We start from the raw sequence: 17,663 nt of genomic DNA, 5'->3' as shown, positions 1-17,663 counted from the left end.
TCTCTTGATCAACGGCTTGAGCGCTCCCGGGAGGCCCTCGCAAATCTGTCTCACAGTGTAAAAACGCCCATCGCGGCAGTCAGGCAGGTTCTCGAAGACAGCAGCCGCCCGCTGGATAATGACCTGAGGCATGAGATGGGATCGCGACTTGGCGATATTGACAGACAGCTGGAAGCAGAAATGCGACGCAGCCAGTTTGCCGGGCCCCAGGTGGGCAAAAGCGCCTACCCCGTAAAGCAGGCCCGCGACCTTTTGTGGATGATGGGCCGACTTTACCCCGAAAAGTCCTTCGAGTTATCAACGTCACTCACTGATGAATCCCGTTGGCCAATTGAAGAGCATGACCTGAACGAAATATTGGGGAACCTGCTCGATAATGCCGGGAAATGGTCTGCGGAATGCGTTGAACTCTCCCTGGAACAAAGTAACGGTTCAGGGCAGATCATCGTTACGGATGATGGTTCCGGGGTCGCAGAGGGCGAAAGAGTACACCTGGGCCAGAGAGGGCGACGGCTGGATGAACAGACTCCCGGTCATGGACTGGGTCTCGCGATCGTGCGGGAAATCGTGGCTCGGTATGGAGGTGAAATCTCTTTTACAAACGGGTTAAAAGGCGGTTTGAAAGTACTGATCAAAATCTCTGTCTGATGCTGTTTTCGTACGACCATGGCTCGCACAAACCCCCTGCCTGATGGCAGCAATATGGTGAATCACCTTTGATTCAGGGGATGCGCCTCACCTATTTCCGCCCAGTGGGTAATGCGCTGCTTGTCCCCGTCCCAGAAGTATTTCAGGTGCGGCCCTTGCACCGGTATGGAAACAGCTTTTGGTTTAAACGCAGCGATACACTCACTGCCAGGATGTCGAACACTGTTGTACAGCAGCCCGTTTGATCCTTTTTTGCGCCAGCGGTGAGCGAACTTCTGGCTTAATGCGTAATCATCAGCATCCGGATTATGCAGATCTTTGAACTCGGGCCCCCGGATGTCGTGCATATCCAATACAACGTTACCAATGTAGGCTCTCATGGTGAGCGCTATAGAATCTTCATTGGCGGCGGCCATCTCACGCTCTTTGTGAAACACCGTCTCACGTATTGCCGCTTCAAGGCTGCTGGCAGCGTAATAGACACCGAAATGCTGATCGGCGAAGCGGCTGCCAAAACCGATATGGGTGAACGATGCCATAACGGGAGAGCTGCCCGGCCCACTGATTCTGTCGCCGGGCTGCACCAGTGTTATATCCCCTGCTTCATCCAGCAGCCGGGAGTTGGTCATACCTTCAATCTCGAACGCCAGCTCAAATTCGTCTGGTTCGTAGATGCGCTCAAAAAGATCTATGGGTGGGTAATGGCTGGGAATAATGCGGTAGGTTTCCCATTCGGGCCGATGCAGCGGAGGTGTGGCAGACATTACCACCCTCGCTTGGCATCGAAATACTGGCGAGTCATCATCAGGTTCATCATTGAACCCTGTGTCATGAACTCCATGGCGGATTTGCCGCAGAAAGGTACTTCGGATGTTTTCAGGCGAATCCGGCGGTTGGCGCGCTCATGGGTTGGGTAAAGCAGCTGCAGAGCTTTATAGATACCCAGGATATAACTGATGCGTTCCAGGGTGTCGTTAGAGAGCTTGGTCGGGTTCAGTTTGGAGTAATTATACAGCGTTGTCCTGGAGACCCCACCAAGAAGCTTGCTGCGCTCTTCGGCACTGCATCCCCACTCTTCCGTCACCCCGAAAAAACCTTTAAGGGCGACACGCCCCTTTTCAGCCTCACGATCACTATTGGCATTTTTCCGCTCAACAACCGCTGTCATGTTGTATTCTCCAGCCAGGCCAAAATCACTTTTTTACAGTATAGCAATTTGTGTTCAAAGGTGCACACTCCTTATCGCTGAAGCCCAAAACAATAGAATGATCACCTGCCACCCTCTTCCAGAATCAGTGTCACTAAATCTTTTGCGGGAAGTTCCCGCGCAAGCGGAGCCCCCTGGCCAGCCCAATGTGCTGCGAATTCATGGTTGCCTGTTTTGACGGCCGCTGCGTTTAACCGCTTGGCCGCATCGTACGCCACCGGGTAGTCTGCAGGTGGAGGGCTGCCTTTCTTCTCGCCATGCAAAATCAGCCGGTTGACCATCCCCCGCGCAGGCCTTCCGGACAGCACTTTCGTCAGTCTTGTTGTGGTCGTTCTTTCGCTTCTCAATGCTTCCCGGTAAGCACTGTTTGCTGCCGACTCAGGACATAGAACAAACGCTGTGCCCAACTGAACAGCTGTCGCGCCTGCGTCCAGAACGGATTTCATACTGTAACCATCCATAATGCTTCCGGCTCCAATAATAGGCAGAGCAGTCTGGCAAGCCAGTAAGCGTACAAGCACCAGAGTGCTCAACCGCTCATCAGGCAAATCAGGATTGAACACTCCTCTGTGGCCACCGGCCTCAATGCCCTGCGCGACAATGGCTTCAATACCTGCCGCTTCAATTGCTGCAGCCTCCGTCAGGCAGGTGGCGGTTGCCATGGTGAAAATGCCCGCCTGTTTTAATGCCGCAATACAGGGCGCCGATGGAATGCCGAAGTGAAAGCTGACAACAGCGGGTTTCAGTTCCAGCAGCATGTCCAGCATTTCGCGGTTACCAATAAACGAAGCATAGATTTCGCCAAGCGAGTCCGGCGGCTCTGCGCCCGCTTCCTCAAATAAAGGCGCCAGATGCTGAACCCAGGCGTGCTCTGCCGTGGTATCGCGGCGCGCAGGCTGGTGGCAGAACACATTTACATTGAACGGGCCGCTTGTAAGAGCCTTGGTCTGCTCAATCATTTCTCTGGCCTGTGATTCTGTGCTGGCACCAATTCCCAGTGAACCCAGGCCGCCCGAATTAGTGACCGCTGCAGCGAGTTGCGGTGTCGAGACACCGGCCATGGGCGCTTGAATGATCGGGTACCTGATACCCAGTTGTTCCACTAATTTCCTGTGCATAGCCAAGAGGAGCTCCTTACTCACTGATGATCAGAAACCTCATTGTGTCCGGCAAACCGGCCAACAACGGAACCGTGTCCGGGTGTCCATACACTTGTATTCCAGTGCGCAAGCATAATGTCGGGAAACGCGGACACCCTGATTGTTCAGGATAATAAAAAACTCAAAATAACAACCACTTAAAACCATGGTGCAGTTTTTGCCTGATGACGTTCGGGCTTCCTGCCCTCTACCACTCAAATAATAAAAGGGACAATAAATGCGTCTGCTCATTCTAGCCTTACTATTCGTAAGCCCGTTGTGTTTTAGCAAGACCGTGGTTGTTATCCAGAGCTATCATGCCGAATACAAATGGGACAGTGACTATATCAGGGCCATCCAGTCAACATTGGGGCAAAAACATGAGATCACTTTCCTTGAACTCGACACAAAACGCCTACCCAAGCCTCAGTGGTCTCACAAGGTGGAGAGCATCCGAAAATCTGTGGCGGAGCTTCAGCCAGATATTGCCATTCTCGGTGACGACAATGCGTTTTCTTTGATGGCGAAGCATCTCGTCGACAATGAGATTCCGGTGGTCTTTTTTGGTGTGAATGGCACCCGGGTACAGCACCCTGCCCTTGATCACCCGCTGGTGACCGGGATTCTGGAGCGCCCGTTTTTTGCACAAAGCATTCGTCATTTACGTAAAGTTCTTCAGAACAGGGATCGTTTCCTGATTCTGATGGATGACTCGATAACCATGCGTAATGCCGTGAATGATTATTTTGGTGATGCCCGCCAGGCTCAGCTTTACGGCTCTCATCTGGATATCGTGCTCACAAACGACAAAGACACCTGGTTAAGCGCGGTTGACAATGCACATACACAGTATGATGCCGTGATTGTAGGCACTCACCACACCATACGAGACGCTGAAAACAATTACGTAGCGCCAGGCGAGCTCATCAATCAGGCTTATTACAGATCGCAGATACCAATTTTTTCGTTCTGGGATATTTCTATTGGCAAGGAACAGGGTGTCGGCGGCTTTACGGTTTCGGCCTACCAGGAGGGCCTGACGGCCGCCCGCCTTGCATCTTTGATCCTTAACGGCGTAAATCCAGACCGTGTACCGCAAATCAAATCCCTGAGCGGGCACTACGTGTATAGCAAAAGTGGTATGCAGCACTGGAACATAGAGCTCTCGCCATTAATCGCCAGTCAGTCAAATTTTGTGGAGTAGTTGCGAGCTAGAATTCGAGGCTCAGAGCAATGGAACCATAAGCATGGCTCGTGCTCTGCTCCTCGAACTCGCGGGTACGATAAACTCGCATCACAGCCAGCCTTACACCACGCTCCGCCAAAATACCTTGTGCGCTGATGCCCACTGCCGCCAGACCCACCCACGGCCGGCGGGAAACACTGTGGCTTGACCGGAAGAGGTTGCCGTCGAGGGAAAAATCGTAGGCGACGGCCTTTGCCTCCAGGATCCCGAAAACATGGACCCCCGTCCGCGGAAGGCTGGTGACTGGCGCAGAATTACCGGGCTTGCGGTGAATGGAGGCGGCTGATGGCGGTCGGTTCTCGGCGCCGGGCCTGAGAGGGTAACTTCCAAAATCATTCGGCAGGTTCCAGCCGATTCGCCCTTCAATGCCCAGCGTGGCAGATGTTTCGATGTTACCGAATCTGAGCCCCAGCGAACGTATGGTGTCGGCGGAGAAGCCGGGAATGATTGCGCCGGATCCTTCAAATTTCCTGAACTTCCGATCCATGGCCAACTGAAAGGCCGGTTCATTATCCAGTTGATGCTGCCAGCCTTGAAACCTGTCAGAACCCCATGCATCGTGTACCAGGTTCTGACTTTCCTCTCCCAATGACCAAGGACCAATCACACCGAGTGTGACCTCACGTGTATCCAGCATCTCACGATTCGAGCCAGGTTCGTGTGTGCGCCTGTTCCATGCCAGTCCCATATAAAGCAAACCTGCGTATGGCCGGTCATCCCGGATCAAATCAGTTCGGGTGTGATCCTCCGGCGTATACATTGACTGACCAAATCTGACCACCAGGTTTTGCGTATCATCAGGGGCGTGCGCATCGGCCCAGAACCCGGGATTCATAAGCTGGATGAGCTGCGTATGCAACCGGATCGGTGTGGGAAAACAATCCGGTTGAGGCTTCCCCCGAATATCGTGAGAAATAAGAGTGAGCGCCACACCATTGGTGTAGTTTTGGTCAGTGCCGACAAACAGATCGTTTTCCAGCCTTGCTGTTCCACCACGAAAACTGAGTGATTTTTCCGCTGTACACTCTTCTGTACCGTCACCGCCGGCCCGTGCAAAGGGGGGCAACCCAAACAGAACACAGAGCGCCAGCACCAGTATGGTTTGATCCTTGCTACACCAGATAAACAGGCTAGCAGGAAGACAGCGGCGCAGGCTCATGCTCAGCCCTGTATTATTTCAGGTTTTCGTAATGATCTGTGCTTTCAGGCATGCTTTGCTCCACCCGTATCATGGGCCGGCCATGACACGCTCTGGCCGGGCTCAGGCACGATTGTGTCCCAGCCATGCCGGGTGCGTAACTGTTCGGCAAACGCAAGCGCCGAACTGGCTTCGCCATGTACCACAAACGTTTGCCGTGGTGGTCGCCGAAAATTAGCGGTCCACGCCAGTAGCGCCGGCTGATCAGCATGGGCAGAGAGCCCGCCAACAGTGTGGACTGCCGCCCGCACGTTAATCTGCTCACCGAATATCCGCACTTGTTTGGCGCCGTCCACCAAACGGCGGCCAAGTGTGCCCTGGGCCTGAAACCCGGTAATCAACACGCTGCATTCGCGGCGACCAAGATTGTGACGCAAGTGATGCTTGATACGACCGGCTGTGCACATGCCACTGGCGGAAATGATGATTGCGCCCGATTTTACTCGGTTTAAGGCCATGGACTCTTCCACGCTGGCTACGAAATTAAGATAGGGCAAGTTCTTGCCTGTAGAGTGCCAGTCTGCAAGCCCGGTCGCAGCTTCATCGAACAAATCCAGATGCTGCATGGTGATCCGGGTGGCCTGGGTGGCCATGGGGGAGTCTACAAAAATCTTTAAACCGTGCAGCCTGCCTTCCCAGGTCAACCTGTGTAAGTGGTACAAAACTTCCTGGGTCCGACCCACTGCGAATGCCGGTACGATAACGTTACCGCCTTGCTCGTTTAACGTGCGTTCAACAATCTGGATGAGTTCATCCTGTGTAGCAGCATGATCTTTATGGGCACGGTCGCCGTAAGTGGATTCGATAACCAGGATGTCTGCGCTATCAATAAGCGTAGGATCCCGCAAAATCGGGCGCCCGGGTTGTCCGAGATCCCCGCTGAACACGAATTTTGTGGTTTTACCCTCTTCAGTAACCCATATCTCAATAATTGCCGATCCCAATATATGACCTGCATCGCGAAGCTGGCAACGCACATCCGGGTGGGGCCAAAATTCAATGTCATAGGCTTGTGGCCGCACGTACCGCAAACAGTCCTCTGCATCCTGCACAGTGTACAGTGGTGACGTTTCGTCGACCTTGCTGTGTGCTCGCTTTGGATTGCGCTTGGCACGCTCAGCATCAACCTCATGGATATGCGCGCTGTCCAGCAACATCACTTGAAGCAGATCTGCAGTAGCTTCTGTGGTGTAAATCGGGCCCTGGAAGCCTGCGCGCGTTAATTTGGGCAGCAAACCGCTGTGATCAATATGGGCGTGGGTCAGCAGTACGAAATCAATTGAACCGGGATTGAAATCAAACGGTGCCCGGTTACGTAACGGTGCATCCCGGCCGCCCTGAATCATGCCGCAATCGACGAGAAAGCGAACATTTGCCGTTTCTAGCAAAAAACAGGATCCCGTGACTTCGCGGGCGGCACCGTGAAAGGTGATTTTCATTGCAGTTTCTCCTTAAGGACTCCAAAACGGGTACATTCCTGACAGAGTGGCCACACCTAAACGATAGTAATCAATTACTATCTGCCTTGGAAGCAAAACGCTGTTTTTTTGAGCACCCACCCAACCTGATCACGGATTTTCAAACAGTGATGCCGGGTGGAAAGCCCAGGCTCTGAAGGGTATTCAAGGGTGTCTTTGACAAACCGCTAATAACAGGCAATGGTTCAGAGGTATAGCATGGTTAAAAACCAAGGAGCCTTTGGAACGCATTCACGACCTCTGCTACTCGAACAAAGGTTGTGAATGCGTTGTGCTCCCCAATCGGATTCACCGTGGGATTATCGCGAATGACCTTTGCACGTATTGCCGGCACAGGCTCTTACCTGCCGGACAACATTGTTACCAATAAAGACCTTGAAAAGATGGTTGATACTACGGACAAATGGATCCGTGAACGTACGGGCATTGAGCAGCGGCACATTGCCGTTGAAGGCCAGACCACCGTGGATCTTGCAGAACAGGCTGCGCTGAAGGCTATCGAGGCCGCTGGCATCAGTGCCAGCGAGATAGATCTGATTGTTTTTGCCACCTCCACCCCGGATAAGATTTTCCCAAGCTCTGCCTGCATTCTGCAAGCCAGGCTGGGTATTCACGGTTGCCCGGCGTTCGATATCCAGGCCGTGTGCAGTGGTTTTGTCTATGCTCTTTCCGTGGCCGATAAATTCATTAAGACCGGGTCCAGTAAAAAGGCACTGGTTATCGGTGCGGAAGTCTTTTCCCGAATCATCAACTGGTCTGATCGGGGCACCTGCGTGCTGTTCGGGGACGGCGCTGGCGCCGTGATTCTGGAAGCCAATGAAGAGACAGGAGTGCTCTCCACTCATATCCACGCAGACGGTAAATATGAAGAGTTACTGCACGTGCCCTGTGGCATCGCCGACGGATTTGACCGGGTTAAAGCCGGTGAAGCTTTTGTGGAAATGAAGGGCAACGAGGTCTTCAAAGTTGCGGTTAATACACTGGGCAAGATCGTTGACGAAACCCTGCACGCCAACAGGATGAAAAAATCCGACATCGACTGGCTGGTTCCGCACCAGGCAAATCTGCGAATTATTTCAGCCACTGCCAGGAAACTGAGCATGCCTATGGATCAGGTTGTGGTTACCGTTAACAAGCACGGTAACACCTCCGCCGCCTCCATCCCTTTGGCGCTCGACGTTGCCGTTCGGGACGGGCGCATTCAGCGCAACGATGTGGTCATGCTGGAAGCCTTCGGTGGCGGCTTTACCTGGGGCTCGGCACTGCTGCGTTACTGAGCAAATTCGCCTGACACTTCCCTTGCAGCCGGGTTGCTTTGTCGCAATTGGGTGTATTTCTCCGTGGGAGTCGGCTACACTGTGTTTTTATACAGTAAAGCAGCCAATCACTGCGAGGAATAACCATGGCGGTACAAGCAGTCTATTTTTCCGATAGGGACGGCCTGGATATGGCATTAAAAAATCCTGAAACCATGCTGTTTACGTCAAAAGCGGAGGCAGACGCCAGGGATAAAATCCTGGAGCTGGCGGAAGAAATTCAGGTTTATCTTGTCGGTAAAGTAGAGGGCCTGGGCGATGAAATGGCCGAGAAGTGCGCCATGGCCATCGCCGAGGATAAAGACCTCTTCCAGAAAGCTCTGAAGAAGCCCGAGCTTCTGAACGCTGCTCAGGAGTAACCTGAGCAGCCGTGCCATTCTCCCTTGTGGAATCGTTCCTGATCACCCCCCGGCAGCATTCTGTGTAGCCACAGCCATTGATTGTTGACCAGACTTGCCACATCGGGCTGACGCTCAATAATGGCCTCTATCCGCTCCCGGGGGGCGTCGATCAATACGGTCAGCCGTAATGGTTCATGGCGCCAGAAGGTGCCGTCATGCACAGACTGAAGCGGCAAACCGATCCGCAGGTCTGTGCCGTTGCCCTCAATAACGCCAAGATTGCCGCCCACAACAGAGTGCAGAAGTTTGTTGCCGGCACCATAAACCTCAGGTGCCGTAACCGACGCGAAATACTGAAGATTGATCCAGTTCGCCACCATCATGGGGGCGCACATTAACACTTCCAGAACCTGGCCTTCCGCATCCTGCTCCGGGTCGTAATCGTGCAGAAAAACCCTTCCAGACAGGTTCTTGCCTCTCGTCCGCTCCCGCCTGGCAAATACAATCGCAGCGTTATTGGCAAGCCCCCACTCCGGCCGCACTTCTGACCAATCCAGCGTTCTTTGCTTCAGCGCTGCCAGCAGTTCTCCATCATCCAGACCGTTCAGTTTCAGAGGTGTGGCCCGCTCCTTCCGTGCCTCACGCCCCGCGGCAATACAGGAGGCTTCCAGCTCCGCCAGCAAAGGCTGATGGGATTCCGACACCTGCCCACGGTCAAAGATCATAATTTCATCTGTCACAGTGCAGTGCTCTGCGGCAATAGCAAAGGTAGTATCCGGTACATGAATGCCTTCCTCTGCAAGACCTTCGCGTACGCCGGCATCGTTAAACAGTGCAGCTGCCAGCCGCGCATTGACTCCGCCACTCTGGCCACCGCAGGCGCCACAAGCCATGCCTGCGTGGTTTGGGTTGTTGTCTGTTTGCGTGCCGTGGCCAACAAACACCAGCAAGGGAGCGAAATCACAAGTCAGGGACATACCTTTGAGAAAACCGGCCACCAGCCTTACCTTCTCAGGTATTGACAGAGGGTCACCACCCAGTTGATGAACCAGCCGGCCTTCTACCGGGCTCCCCTCGTCCGGCTGCCGGGCTTTTTTCCGATGGAGACTGTCTTTAACCAGCTTCCAGGCCCAGGCAAGACCTGTGGTCTCAACCAGAGTGAAGGTTGAAAGGCCCGAGTATTTTGCTTTGCGTACGGATTCACGGGCTATCTCTCGTTGATCCAGCGCGCGATTGAGTGTGTTGTCAGCTTCCGTGCTGCCTTTGGTATCTACCAGGCGGTAACCCGGCGCCAGCAGCCCCGGTAACCGCTGAACCTCTGAAAACGGGCCGTGACTCTGGTGTGAAACAGGCAACCCGAAAAAACCGGCAAATCCAAGAGTATTCAGCCGGGAGTTGTGGTTTTCCAGATGGCGCCTCATTAATTCAGAGCGCACATCAATACAGAAGACCGCCTGAATGTTGTATTGCGCATTGCAGCCAGTATCGCTATCAGAGCCTGCGGAGCAACTCTCTGCCGTTGCTTCGGGTTCCTCAAGCAGTATTTGCCTGAGCTTACGCTGATATCCGATTTCGTAGGCACGGTGCCAGATCCAGAGCAACTTCTCTCCGGCGTCGTTTGCAGCATCCGGACCGTTACCGCACCCAGGGCCGTGACCTTGCATACCCTGACGAATTTGGGCCCAGGCCTTTGCCCTCGCGGCGATCTGTTCCGGCGACGCGCATGCCAGGGCAACAGACTCCCATACCAGCAGGACGGATAGCAGGGATTCCCTGGCTTCTGAAGCCTCGCCTGCCAGACCTGCCCTCCAGTCCAGGCCACTTGCCCAGGATGCCCAGCCAAGTATCCGCATCAGGAGCTTATGGCCAAGCACTTCCAGTTCTTCAGTGCTCAGATCAATAGATTCTACGGCTTTTTCTACCGCCTCCCGCCGATCTTCAGGGAGCGCTTTGAGCCGCTTGCGAGCACCGGCGATACCGGTTCTGTAATCCAGTGAAAGATCCTGCCGTGCGGCCTCCAGCCAAAACCTGAAAAAACCACTATGGTCGCCAGAGCCACCCGTGCCTGACCATCTGGCCTGGCGACCGTCAAAGTACGCGCCACAAAGTCGCCCGATTTCAGCACACACGGCATCAGCGGCTTTCACGCCTTCGGAGTTTTCAGGCAACACATCCAGAATGGAGTACGGGAGCGACTCACCCGGCTGCCCGCTTTTCTTCAGCGCATCATAAAGGGGTTGCAGGGCCGGCGGCATACCGCTCTCTTCCAGACTGAGCTTCAGGTCGGCATCCGAGATTCTGCCGCCCTCCCAGGCCTCCCGGTAAAATGCTGCCGGCATCAGGAAGGAGAAACCTGCTCTTTGTTGCAACAGCCGCTCTGCGCTTTTTGCGGGACGGTCACGCAGGCCCCAGAAAGGGTTCACGGCAATCCACTGATCCAGCGGCCAGATGGGTGCAATCAGCTCGCAGGCATTGGTGATGGCACGCTTCCAATCCTTTTCTTCCATAACAGTTGCCGAGGCAGCCGCACATGAATCCATCATGATCTTTTCTCCATGGTGAACGGATGATGGGGAATTCTCTTCAGCACGCCCGGAGCGTTCAGGGCTTCAGATGCCAGGCGGTGTGTAACCCGGTCAAACATCAGTTCCAGATAAAGCCCTTTGCTGAAGTGCCTCCAGAGATTTCTGGAAACCCTGCCCTGGCCACCGAAAAGCAGCGGCGCTGAAATCCCCGCCAGCAGCATCAGAAGCGCCATTGCGACCACATAGGCATAAACAGGTATCTCGAAGTTAACGTGCTCCGGCACCGCAGGGCCCAACAGGGCATGCAATGCCCCGTAGGCAGGAACCAGCAGCAAAGCGAGGAGCGAGAGACGTGCCCTGGACATAACACTGGCGCCCGCCGGCATGGCAACGACCGCACTTGCGACAGCAAGTATCAGCAAGATTCCAAACACCAGATTGCCTTCAACCAGCCCGGGAACCTGCAGCAGAATCGCTGCGGCAAGTGCTCCGGTTAACAACGCCCAGAAACCACCTGCCGGCGCACGCTGCTGCATGAAAATGCCAACTGCAGATGCCTTGACAGTGCGGCCAGAGGCCAGGAACGAATGTGCTTTGTAGAGCGAGTGGGCCAAAAGATGCAGAAGCGCCAGGGTATAGGCGCCCATGCCTATCTCGAAGAGCATGAAACCCATCTGCGCACAGGTAGACCACGCAAGTGCGTGCTTGACCGAATGCTGGGTCATCATGGTGAGCACTGCGATGACGGCAGTAAGCCCCCCGACTGTCAGCAGAATCAGATGCCCGGCAGTGAAACCGTCAAACACCGGGAAGAGTCTTAGCCAGAGAAACCCGCCGAGGTTTATGACACCAGCATGCAGCAGCGCGGATACCGGAGTCGGTGCTTCCATGACCCGCAAAAGCCAGCCATGAAATGGGATCTGGGCGCACTTGAGAAGGGCTGCCAGAGCCAGAACAACCGAGGCCATTGTCAGCGCCAAAGATGATGAAGGTTGTGCACTCTGAGCCTGGATCATTTCTGGCAGATAAAAGGTGCCGTGGTGAACGTAAAGCAGCACCACGCCTCCCACAACCAGAGCATCGCCTGCCCTGCTGACAATAAATTTCTGTATCGCCGCCATCCGCGCCTGCGGCCTCTCAGGATACAGGGTAAGAAGGTGATGCAGCGAAACACTAACGCCCACCCAGGCACCGGCCAGAACCAGCAGGTTGTTGGTCATAACCAGCACCAACACACATACGATTGTCAGCAGAAACCAGGGAAGGAAGCGCTCGCGACCGGGGTCGCCCCGGAGGTAGCGTTCGGAGAAACGCAAAATAACCCAGCCGATAAAGCCCACCATCAACGCCATCCAGCAGGCAATTCCGGCAGGATAGAGGCCAAACCACGAGCCAGATGTGGCAAAAGAGCCGCTTGCAGCACCGTTCTGGAGATCAACGAGCAACACGATTGCAATCAGAAGAGTGGTAATCATTGAGAGCACCAGCAGCTTTTCTGCCAGCCGCCAGCAATGGTTCTGTTTCAACGGGTTGCGGGTCCAGCCACTGAATCCGGCAAGGGCAAGTAAAGCGGCCGGTACTGCTAACCAGGCAAGCAATACCAGTGATGATAAAAACAATACGACCTCGTGCATGGGTTGTTTCTCCTGATCTCCATATTCGTCCCCAAACACTTTGCCGGCAATGGACTGATATAAAAAATGGTTTATACTGAATCAAACGTTCTTTTTAAAAGAACGATCATAGGAATTCAGTAATGAAGCTCAATTATCATCACCTGTACTACTTCTGGATGGTCGCCCGAACCGGGCACCTGACCCGCACCGCCGACACACTGCACATTTCACAGTCAGCGCTATCAGGGCAGATACGCAAACTGGAGGACAGCCTTGGGCATGATCTTTTTATCCGCGAAGGCCGTCGGCTCAAACTGTCCGAAGCTGGCCGGATGGCATTTTCCTACGCCGAAGAAATATTCCGCCAGGGCGAAGAGCTCACAGCCCTGTTTGCCTCGGGCAACCAGGCAAACAGGGAAACACTGCGTATTGGTGCTGTAGCAACCCTGTCAAGGAATTTTCAGGAAGCTTTCCTGCACCCACTACTGGGCCGGGAGAATCTTGAGCTCAGCCTGCAAAGCAGTGACATTGACGAGCTATTGAGGCGCTTATCGGCACACAGGCTGGATCTTATCCTGTCTAACCAGTCCGTACGCGGAGATGAATCCAATCCCTGGCGCTCCCGACTGATCTCGAAACAACCGGTCAGCATTATCGGGCCACCGGAATCCGGCGAACAGGTGACTTTCCCGGGCTTTCTCGAAGGGCGCAGCCTGATTGTGCCGGGCGCTGACAACAATATCCGGCAGGCGTTTGACCAGCTGTGCGAGTACCATAAAGTGCGCCCCAGAATGGTGGCGGAAGTCGATGACATGGCCATGATGCGGCTGCTCGCGCGGGATTCCGGGCACTTTGCAGTTATGCCGCCGGTGGTGGTGAGAGATGAACTCAGAAACGGCGATCTGTTTGATTACGGTGCCTTGCCCGGCGTTTACGAGGAGTTCTATGCCATCAGTATACAGCGCCGATTTGAAACCCCTGCCCTGCGTGAACTGCTGTCACAGCCGGTTGAGGATTTCATGATGCGGCCCTGAACTGGCGGTTCTGACCAGCCATTATGGCTCAAATAGCCATGATCGGGCTGCCACAAAATACGTACAATAAACAGCTCGTCATTATTTTCACCCGGTCGGATTGTCAGATATGACTCAAAAAAGTAACAACGCACAACCGTCAATCATCATAATCGGAACGGGATTTGGTGGGCTGGGCATGGCAATCCAGCTAAAGAAAGCCGGCTTCACAAACGTCATGTTGCTGGAAAAAGCAGGCCAGCTGGGTGGCACCTGGCGGGACAACACCTATCCCGGCGCGGCTTGCGATGTTCAGTCCCACTTCTATTCCTACTCTTTCGAGCCCAAACACGACTGGTCCCGCAAATTCGGGCTGCAACATGAACTTCTTGAATACATGGAGCATTGCGCCGACAAGTACGGTATCCGGGAACATATCCGGTTTAACAGCGAAGTGGCTGAGGCAGCGTTTGACGACACCCGCAACCGGTGGACGCTAACGCTGGCTAGCGGTGAAAAGCTGGAAGCTCAGGTGGTCATCACCGCAACCGGGCAACTGAACCAGCCAGCCTGGCCAGATATTAAAGGCATGGGCAGTTTTGAAGGCACGGTTTTTCATTCTGCGCGCTGGAACCATGATTACGATCTGAAAGGCAAGCGCGTTGCCGTCATAGGTACGGGCGCCAGCGCCATTCAGTTTGTTCCTGAGATTGCCGGAAAAGTGGAATCCCTGGCCTTGTTCCAGCGCTCTGCCGCCTGGGTGCTGCCCAAGCCGGACCGTGCCTTCAGGCCCTGGGAACAGACATTGTTCAAAGCCATTCCCGCATGGGACAGGCTTTACCGTTACCTGATTTACTGGAAGAACGAAAGCCGCGGCCTGGCCTTCACAAAGTTCAGCGGGCTCCTGGATATCTTTGCCCGGCAGGCAAAAAGAGAAGCACGCAAATACGTTACCGACCCGGACAAACTCAAACACATCATTCCGGATTACCAGATTGGCTGTAAGCGTATTCTGATTTCCAACGACTGGTATCCGACCATCAACAGAAGCAATCTGGACCTGGTTACAGATCCGATCGAAAAAATCGATGCGAAAGGCGTTCAGACCCGCTCCGGCAAACATTACCCTGTGGATGCCATCATTTTTGGCACCGGATTTCGTGCGTCGGAGTTTTTGTCGCCAATTCGTGTTACCGGGCGCGGGGGCATTACGCTGAATGAGGCCTGGAACAACGGCGCTGCCGCCTTCAAGGGGATCACGGTCTCCGGCTTTCCGAACCTGTTTATGCTGTACGGGCCAAATACGAACCTGGCACACAACTCGATTCTCTACATGCTTGAATCCCAGTTCCAGTATGTGCTCAGCGCCCTGGATGCACTGCAAAACCACCCGGGCACAGCCATGGATGTTCGTAAAGACCAATGGGAGCGTTACTCCAGCATGATGCAAAAAGGGCTTGAAGGCAGCGTATGGAGCTCAGGCTGCTCATCCTGGTATCTGGATGAAAATGGCAAAAACACACTGAACTGGCCCGGCTTTACCTTCTCCTATCGCCTTTCCACACGCAATGTAGACCCCACGGACTATCAATTTCTCGAGGCAGCCGGGTGATGACCCGGCTCGCAATCCATCTGCTGGCTTTAGGCTTGGTTCTCTTAGTACTACCCCTCCTTTTCAAACACGCGCCATTGCATATTTTCAAAATTCATAGGATGATTCGGTGATTGGGTAAACGGATGATAGACCGATGCTTGAGAGAATCCAGAAAGGCTCACTTGTAGAAACGGCGATAGAAAGCCTGCGACACGCCATAGAAACAGGCCACTGGCCGGTAGGAGGAAAACTACCTGTTGAATCCGACCTGTCTGACGCCCTGGGGGTAAGCCGGAACACAGTGCGCGAAGCCGTGCGTGTACTGGCTCATGTAGGCATGCTGGAAACCCGGCAGGGAGACGGAACCTACGTCAGGGCAACACGGGATGCCGGTGAAACGCTCAAACGCATCGCCCGCACACAGCTTAAAGACCAACTGGAAGTGCGCATTATGCTGGAAACGGAAGCAGCGAAGCTTGCCGCGCAACGGCGTAATGAGGAGGATCTGCGCACCATGACTGCTGCGCTCGATGCCCGAGGCAAGGCCGATACGGATCTGCAGGCACGCATTCGGCACGACGAGTCCTTTCACCATGCACTGGTAGCCGCATCCCATAACTCTGCCCTGGCGGAACTCTACGATTACTTCTCCCATGCCATAACCCAGACAATTGAACGCACCGAACACGACGCCGACCTGCCGGAACCCTCACAGGAGGATCATGAATTGCTGCTGGCGGCGGTTCGCCGCCAGGATTCGGTAAAAGCGGAAAAGCTTGCGCGGGATCTTCTCGCACCCAGCCTTGAGGCACTTGGAAAGCGAGGCTCCAAACCGTGAAATTTCGGCCAGACACCTTCACTTTGTTACTGCTTGGCGCCATTGTGCTGGCGTCATTCCTGCCAGCAACAGGCGCCGCCGGGGATTTTCTGGCCACTGCCGGCACGGTAGCTGTCGCCCTGCTCTTCTTCTTTCACGGTGCGGCTTTGTCCCGTGAGCAGATTGTGGCAGGCGCATCACACTGGCGCTTACACATTCTCATTACCACCCTGACGTTCGTGTTCTTCCCGCTCGTGGTACTCCCGATCAACGGCATGCACCGTTTTGCACCCTCCTGGATGCCAGCGGACCTCGGGCTTGGTTTTCTCTATCTTGGCGTCCTGCCTTCTGCAGTATCATCATCCATCGCCTATACCGCCATGGCCAGGGGCAATGTGCCCGCAGCGATTTGCAGCGCGGCCGCCTCCAACGTATTTGGCATGATGCTGACTCCCTTCCTGCTGTTATTGCTGGTGAGCTCAGCCGGCAGTGGGGATTTTTCGGTGGGAGAAGCACTTAAAGACATTGTTTTACAGCTTCTGCTGCCTTTCGCGGTTGGCCACGCCATGCGCCCGTACCTTGGCGGCTATCTCGCGCGGAACGAAAGCCTGATGGCGGGGTACGACAAATGCGTAATCTGGCTGATTGTGTACTCTGCTTTCTCACACTCGGTGGAAAGTGGCCTTTGGCAAAACCTCCCCGTAAAAGCCATTGTGCTTACCATACTGCTGTGCATCGGCCTGCTGGCGTTGTTTATGTTTTTCGCGAGGTTTCTGGTACGGCGGTTCGGTTTCAGCCTGGAGGATGAGGCCGCCGTTGTTTTCTGCGGCTCCAAGAAGAGCCTGGCCTCCGGTTTGCCCATGGCAAAAGTGCTGTTTTCCGGGCACCCCGGCTTTGGCATGATCGTTTTGCCGATCATGTGCTACAACCAGGTTCAGGTAATTGTCGGTGCTATTCTGGCGCAAAAGTACCGGGACCGGATCGCCGAACACAATTCAGTGCAAACCGACGCCGGATGAGCGAGTGGCGGCTTCAGCCCCCGCCTCCGCCCATTCCGCCGAAAAGCGCTGCAAGTATGACAAGCCCGATAATCCAGCCTATGACTGCAGGCCAGAAATTAACCATTTGTGGCGGCTCTGATTCCGGCGTATCACCGCCCATATCCGGCTCCGGATACACAGGCTCGTCTTGCTCGGCGACGGAATCCTGCAGGCTGTACCAGTCAAACCATTCACTCAGGAAGCGCACAACCGGGGAGGGAAAACTGCCGTTTTCGGCCATCGGCCGAAGCTGGGGTTCCAGTTGCCGGCCAATTTCCCGGCGCAATGGCATTTGATCAGCCGGCGGTTCGCAGAGTATGGCTTTCCAAATACCCACATCTCCGCTTCTGCCAGCGTCATTCAGAAGCGCTTTGACCTGAATCATCACCTCGCGGACGACCTGGCTTTCCGAAGCGTCCAACTCCCTTTCAATTGCGTTGCCGCCCATATAAGGCTTACTCCACTCTTGCAATTCATTACGTTTT

The 17,663-nt window shown here is 54.5% G+C and carries 16 protein-coding genes; 8 read left to right on the top strand and 8 right to left on the bottom strand.

Annotation, left to right across the window (positions count from 1 at the left end; translation table 11 throughout):
- On the top strand, positions 1-648 hold a 648-nt coding region (locus CDH48_RS17090), incomplete at its 5' end, for an ATP-binding protein (RefSeq protein WP_157807858.1).
- A 62-nt stretch (positions 649-710) separates the two neighbouring features.
- On the opposite strand, the gene CDH48_RS17085 is transcribed toward CDH48_RS17090, so the two are convergent.
- The 3 genes from CDH48_RS17085 to CDH48_RS17075 form a co-directional block, all read right to left on the bottom strand.
- A complete protein-coding gene (locus tag CDH48_RS17085) occupies positions 711-1,412 on the bottom strand; it encodes an RES family NAD+ phosphorylase (protein WP_100689942.1) in 702 nt (233 codons plus the stop codon).
- Positions 1,412-1,816 (bottom strand): antitoxin Xre-like helix-turn-helix domain-containing protein, encoded by a 405-nt coding sequence (locus CDH48_RS17080; protein ID WP_100689941.1) that lies wholly within the window; start codon positions 1,814-1,816, stop codon positions 1,412-1,414. Before CDH48_RS17080 ends, CDH48_RS17085 begins: the two co-directional genes overlap by 1 nt.
- A gap of 101 nt (positions 1,817-1,917) precedes the next feature.
- A complete protein-coding gene (locus tag CDH48_RS17075; RefSeq protein ID WP_100689940.1) occupies positions 1,918-2,973 on the bottom strand; it encodes an NAD(P)H-dependent flavin oxidoreductase in 1,056 nt (351 codons plus the stop codon).
- Between the two features lie 259 nt (positions 2,974-3,232).
- Here CDH48_RS17075 and CDH48_RS17070 point away from each other — a divergent pair, with 259 nt between their 5' ends.
- Complete coding sequence (locus CDH48_RS17070; protein WP_100689939.1) at positions 3,233-4,198, top strand: ABC transporter substrate-binding protein; 966 nt, start codon at positions 3,233-3,235, stop codon at positions 4,196-4,198.
- 7 nt (positions 4,199-4,205) lie between these two features.
- Here CDH48_RS17070 and CDH48_RS17065 read toward each other — a convergent pair whose 3' ends face one another.
- Positions 4,206-5,399, bottom strand: coding sequence for a lipid A deacylase LpxR family protein (locus CDH48_RS17065; RefSeq protein WP_100689938.1), 1,194 nt, complete (start codon positions 5,397-5,399; stop codon positions 4,206-4,208).
- 44 nt (positions 5,400-5,443) lie between these two features.
- Entirely contained in the window at positions 5,444-6,877 is a 1,434-nt protein-coding gene (locus CDH48_RS17060) for an MBL fold metallo-hydrolase RNA specificity domain-containing protein (protein WP_100689937.1), read from the bottom strand.
- A 347-nt stretch (positions 6,878-7,224) separates the two neighbouring features.
- Between CDH48_RS17060 and CDH48_RS17055 the strand changes: the two genes are divergently transcribed.
- Both CDH48_RS17055 and CDH48_RS17050 read left to right on the top strand, forming a co-directional pair.
- The gene (locus CDH48_RS17055) at positions 7,225-8,193 is read left to right on the top strand and encodes a beta-ketoacyl-ACP synthase III (RefSeq protein WP_100689936.1); all 969 of its coding nucleotides are present in this window, start codon (positions 7,225-7,227) and stop codon (positions 8,191-8,193) included.
- A 125-nt stretch (positions 8,194-8,318) separates the two neighbouring features.
- Positions 8,319-8,591, top strand: coding sequence for a YebG family protein (locus CDH48_RS17050; protein WP_100689935.1), 273 nt, complete (start codon positions 8,319-8,321; stop codon positions 8,589-8,591).
- Here CDH48_RS17050 and CDH48_RS17045 read toward each other — a convergent pair.
- Entirely contained in the window at positions 8,582-11,116 is a 2,535-nt protein-coding gene (locus CDH48_RS17045; protein ID WP_100689934.1) for a YbcC family protein, read from the bottom strand. The genes CDH48_RS17050 and CDH48_RS17045 overlap by 10 nt on opposite strands.
- Positions 11,113-12,732 carry an NADH-quinone oxidoreductase subunit L gene (locus CDH48_RS17040; protein WP_100689933.1) on the bottom strand — a complete coding sequence of 540 codons (1,620 nt, stop codon included), beginning with the start codon at positions 12,730-12,732 and terminating at the stop codon, positions 11,113-11,115. Before CDH48_RS17040 ends, CDH48_RS17045 begins: the two co-directional genes overlap by 4 nt.
- Positions 12,733-12,854: 122 nt before the next feature.
- Here CDH48_RS17040 and CDH48_RS17035 point away from each other — a divergent pair, with 122 nt between their 5' ends.
- From CDH48_RS17035 to CDH48_RS17020, 4 genes are all read left to right on the top strand, one after another.
- Complete coding sequence (locus CDH48_RS17035) at positions 12,855-13,748, top strand: LysR family transcriptional regulator (RefSeq protein WP_100689932.1); 894 nt, start codon at positions 12,855-12,857, stop codon at positions 13,746-13,748.
- A 109-nt stretch (positions 13,749-13,857) separates the two neighbouring features.
- Positions 13,858-15,339, top strand: a complete 1,482-nt coding sequence (locus CDH48_RS17030) for a flavin-containing monooxygenase (RefSeq protein WP_100689931.1) — start codon at positions 13,858-13,860, stop codon at positions 15,337-15,339.
- Between the two features lie 136 nt (positions 15,340-15,475).
- Positions 15,476-16,159: a FadR/GntR family transcriptional regulator gene (locus tag CDH48_RS17025; protein ID WP_100689930.1), complete on the top strand. Its 684-nt coding sequence runs from the start codon at positions 15,476-15,478 to the stop codon at positions 16,157-16,159.
- Positions 16,156-17,157, top strand: a complete 1,002-nt coding sequence (locus CDH48_RS17020; RefSeq protein WP_100689929.1) for a bile acid:sodium symporter family protein — start codon at positions 16,156-16,158, stop codon at positions 17,155-17,157. Before CDH48_RS17025 ends, CDH48_RS17020 begins: the two co-directional genes overlap by 4 nt.
- A gap of 13 nt (positions 17,158-17,170) precedes the next feature.
- On the opposite strand, the gene CDH48_RS17015 is transcribed toward CDH48_RS17020, so the two are convergent.
- Entirely contained in the window at positions 17,171-17,626 is a 456-nt protein-coding gene (locus CDH48_RS17015) for a hypothetical protein (RefSeq protein WP_227521149.1), read from the bottom strand.
- Between the last annotated feature and the right edge of the window lie 37 nt (positions 17,627-17,663).

The organism is Marinobacter aromaticivorans, assembly GCF_002806975.1.
GTDB classification, from domain to species: domain Bacteria; phylum Pseudomonadota; class Gammaproteobacteria; order Pseudomonadales; family Oleiphilaceae; genus Marinobacter; species Marinobacter aromaticivorans.
The sequence above is the reverse complement of the archived record's forward strand: the minus strand, read 5'-3'. Positions and strand labels throughout refer to the sequence as shown.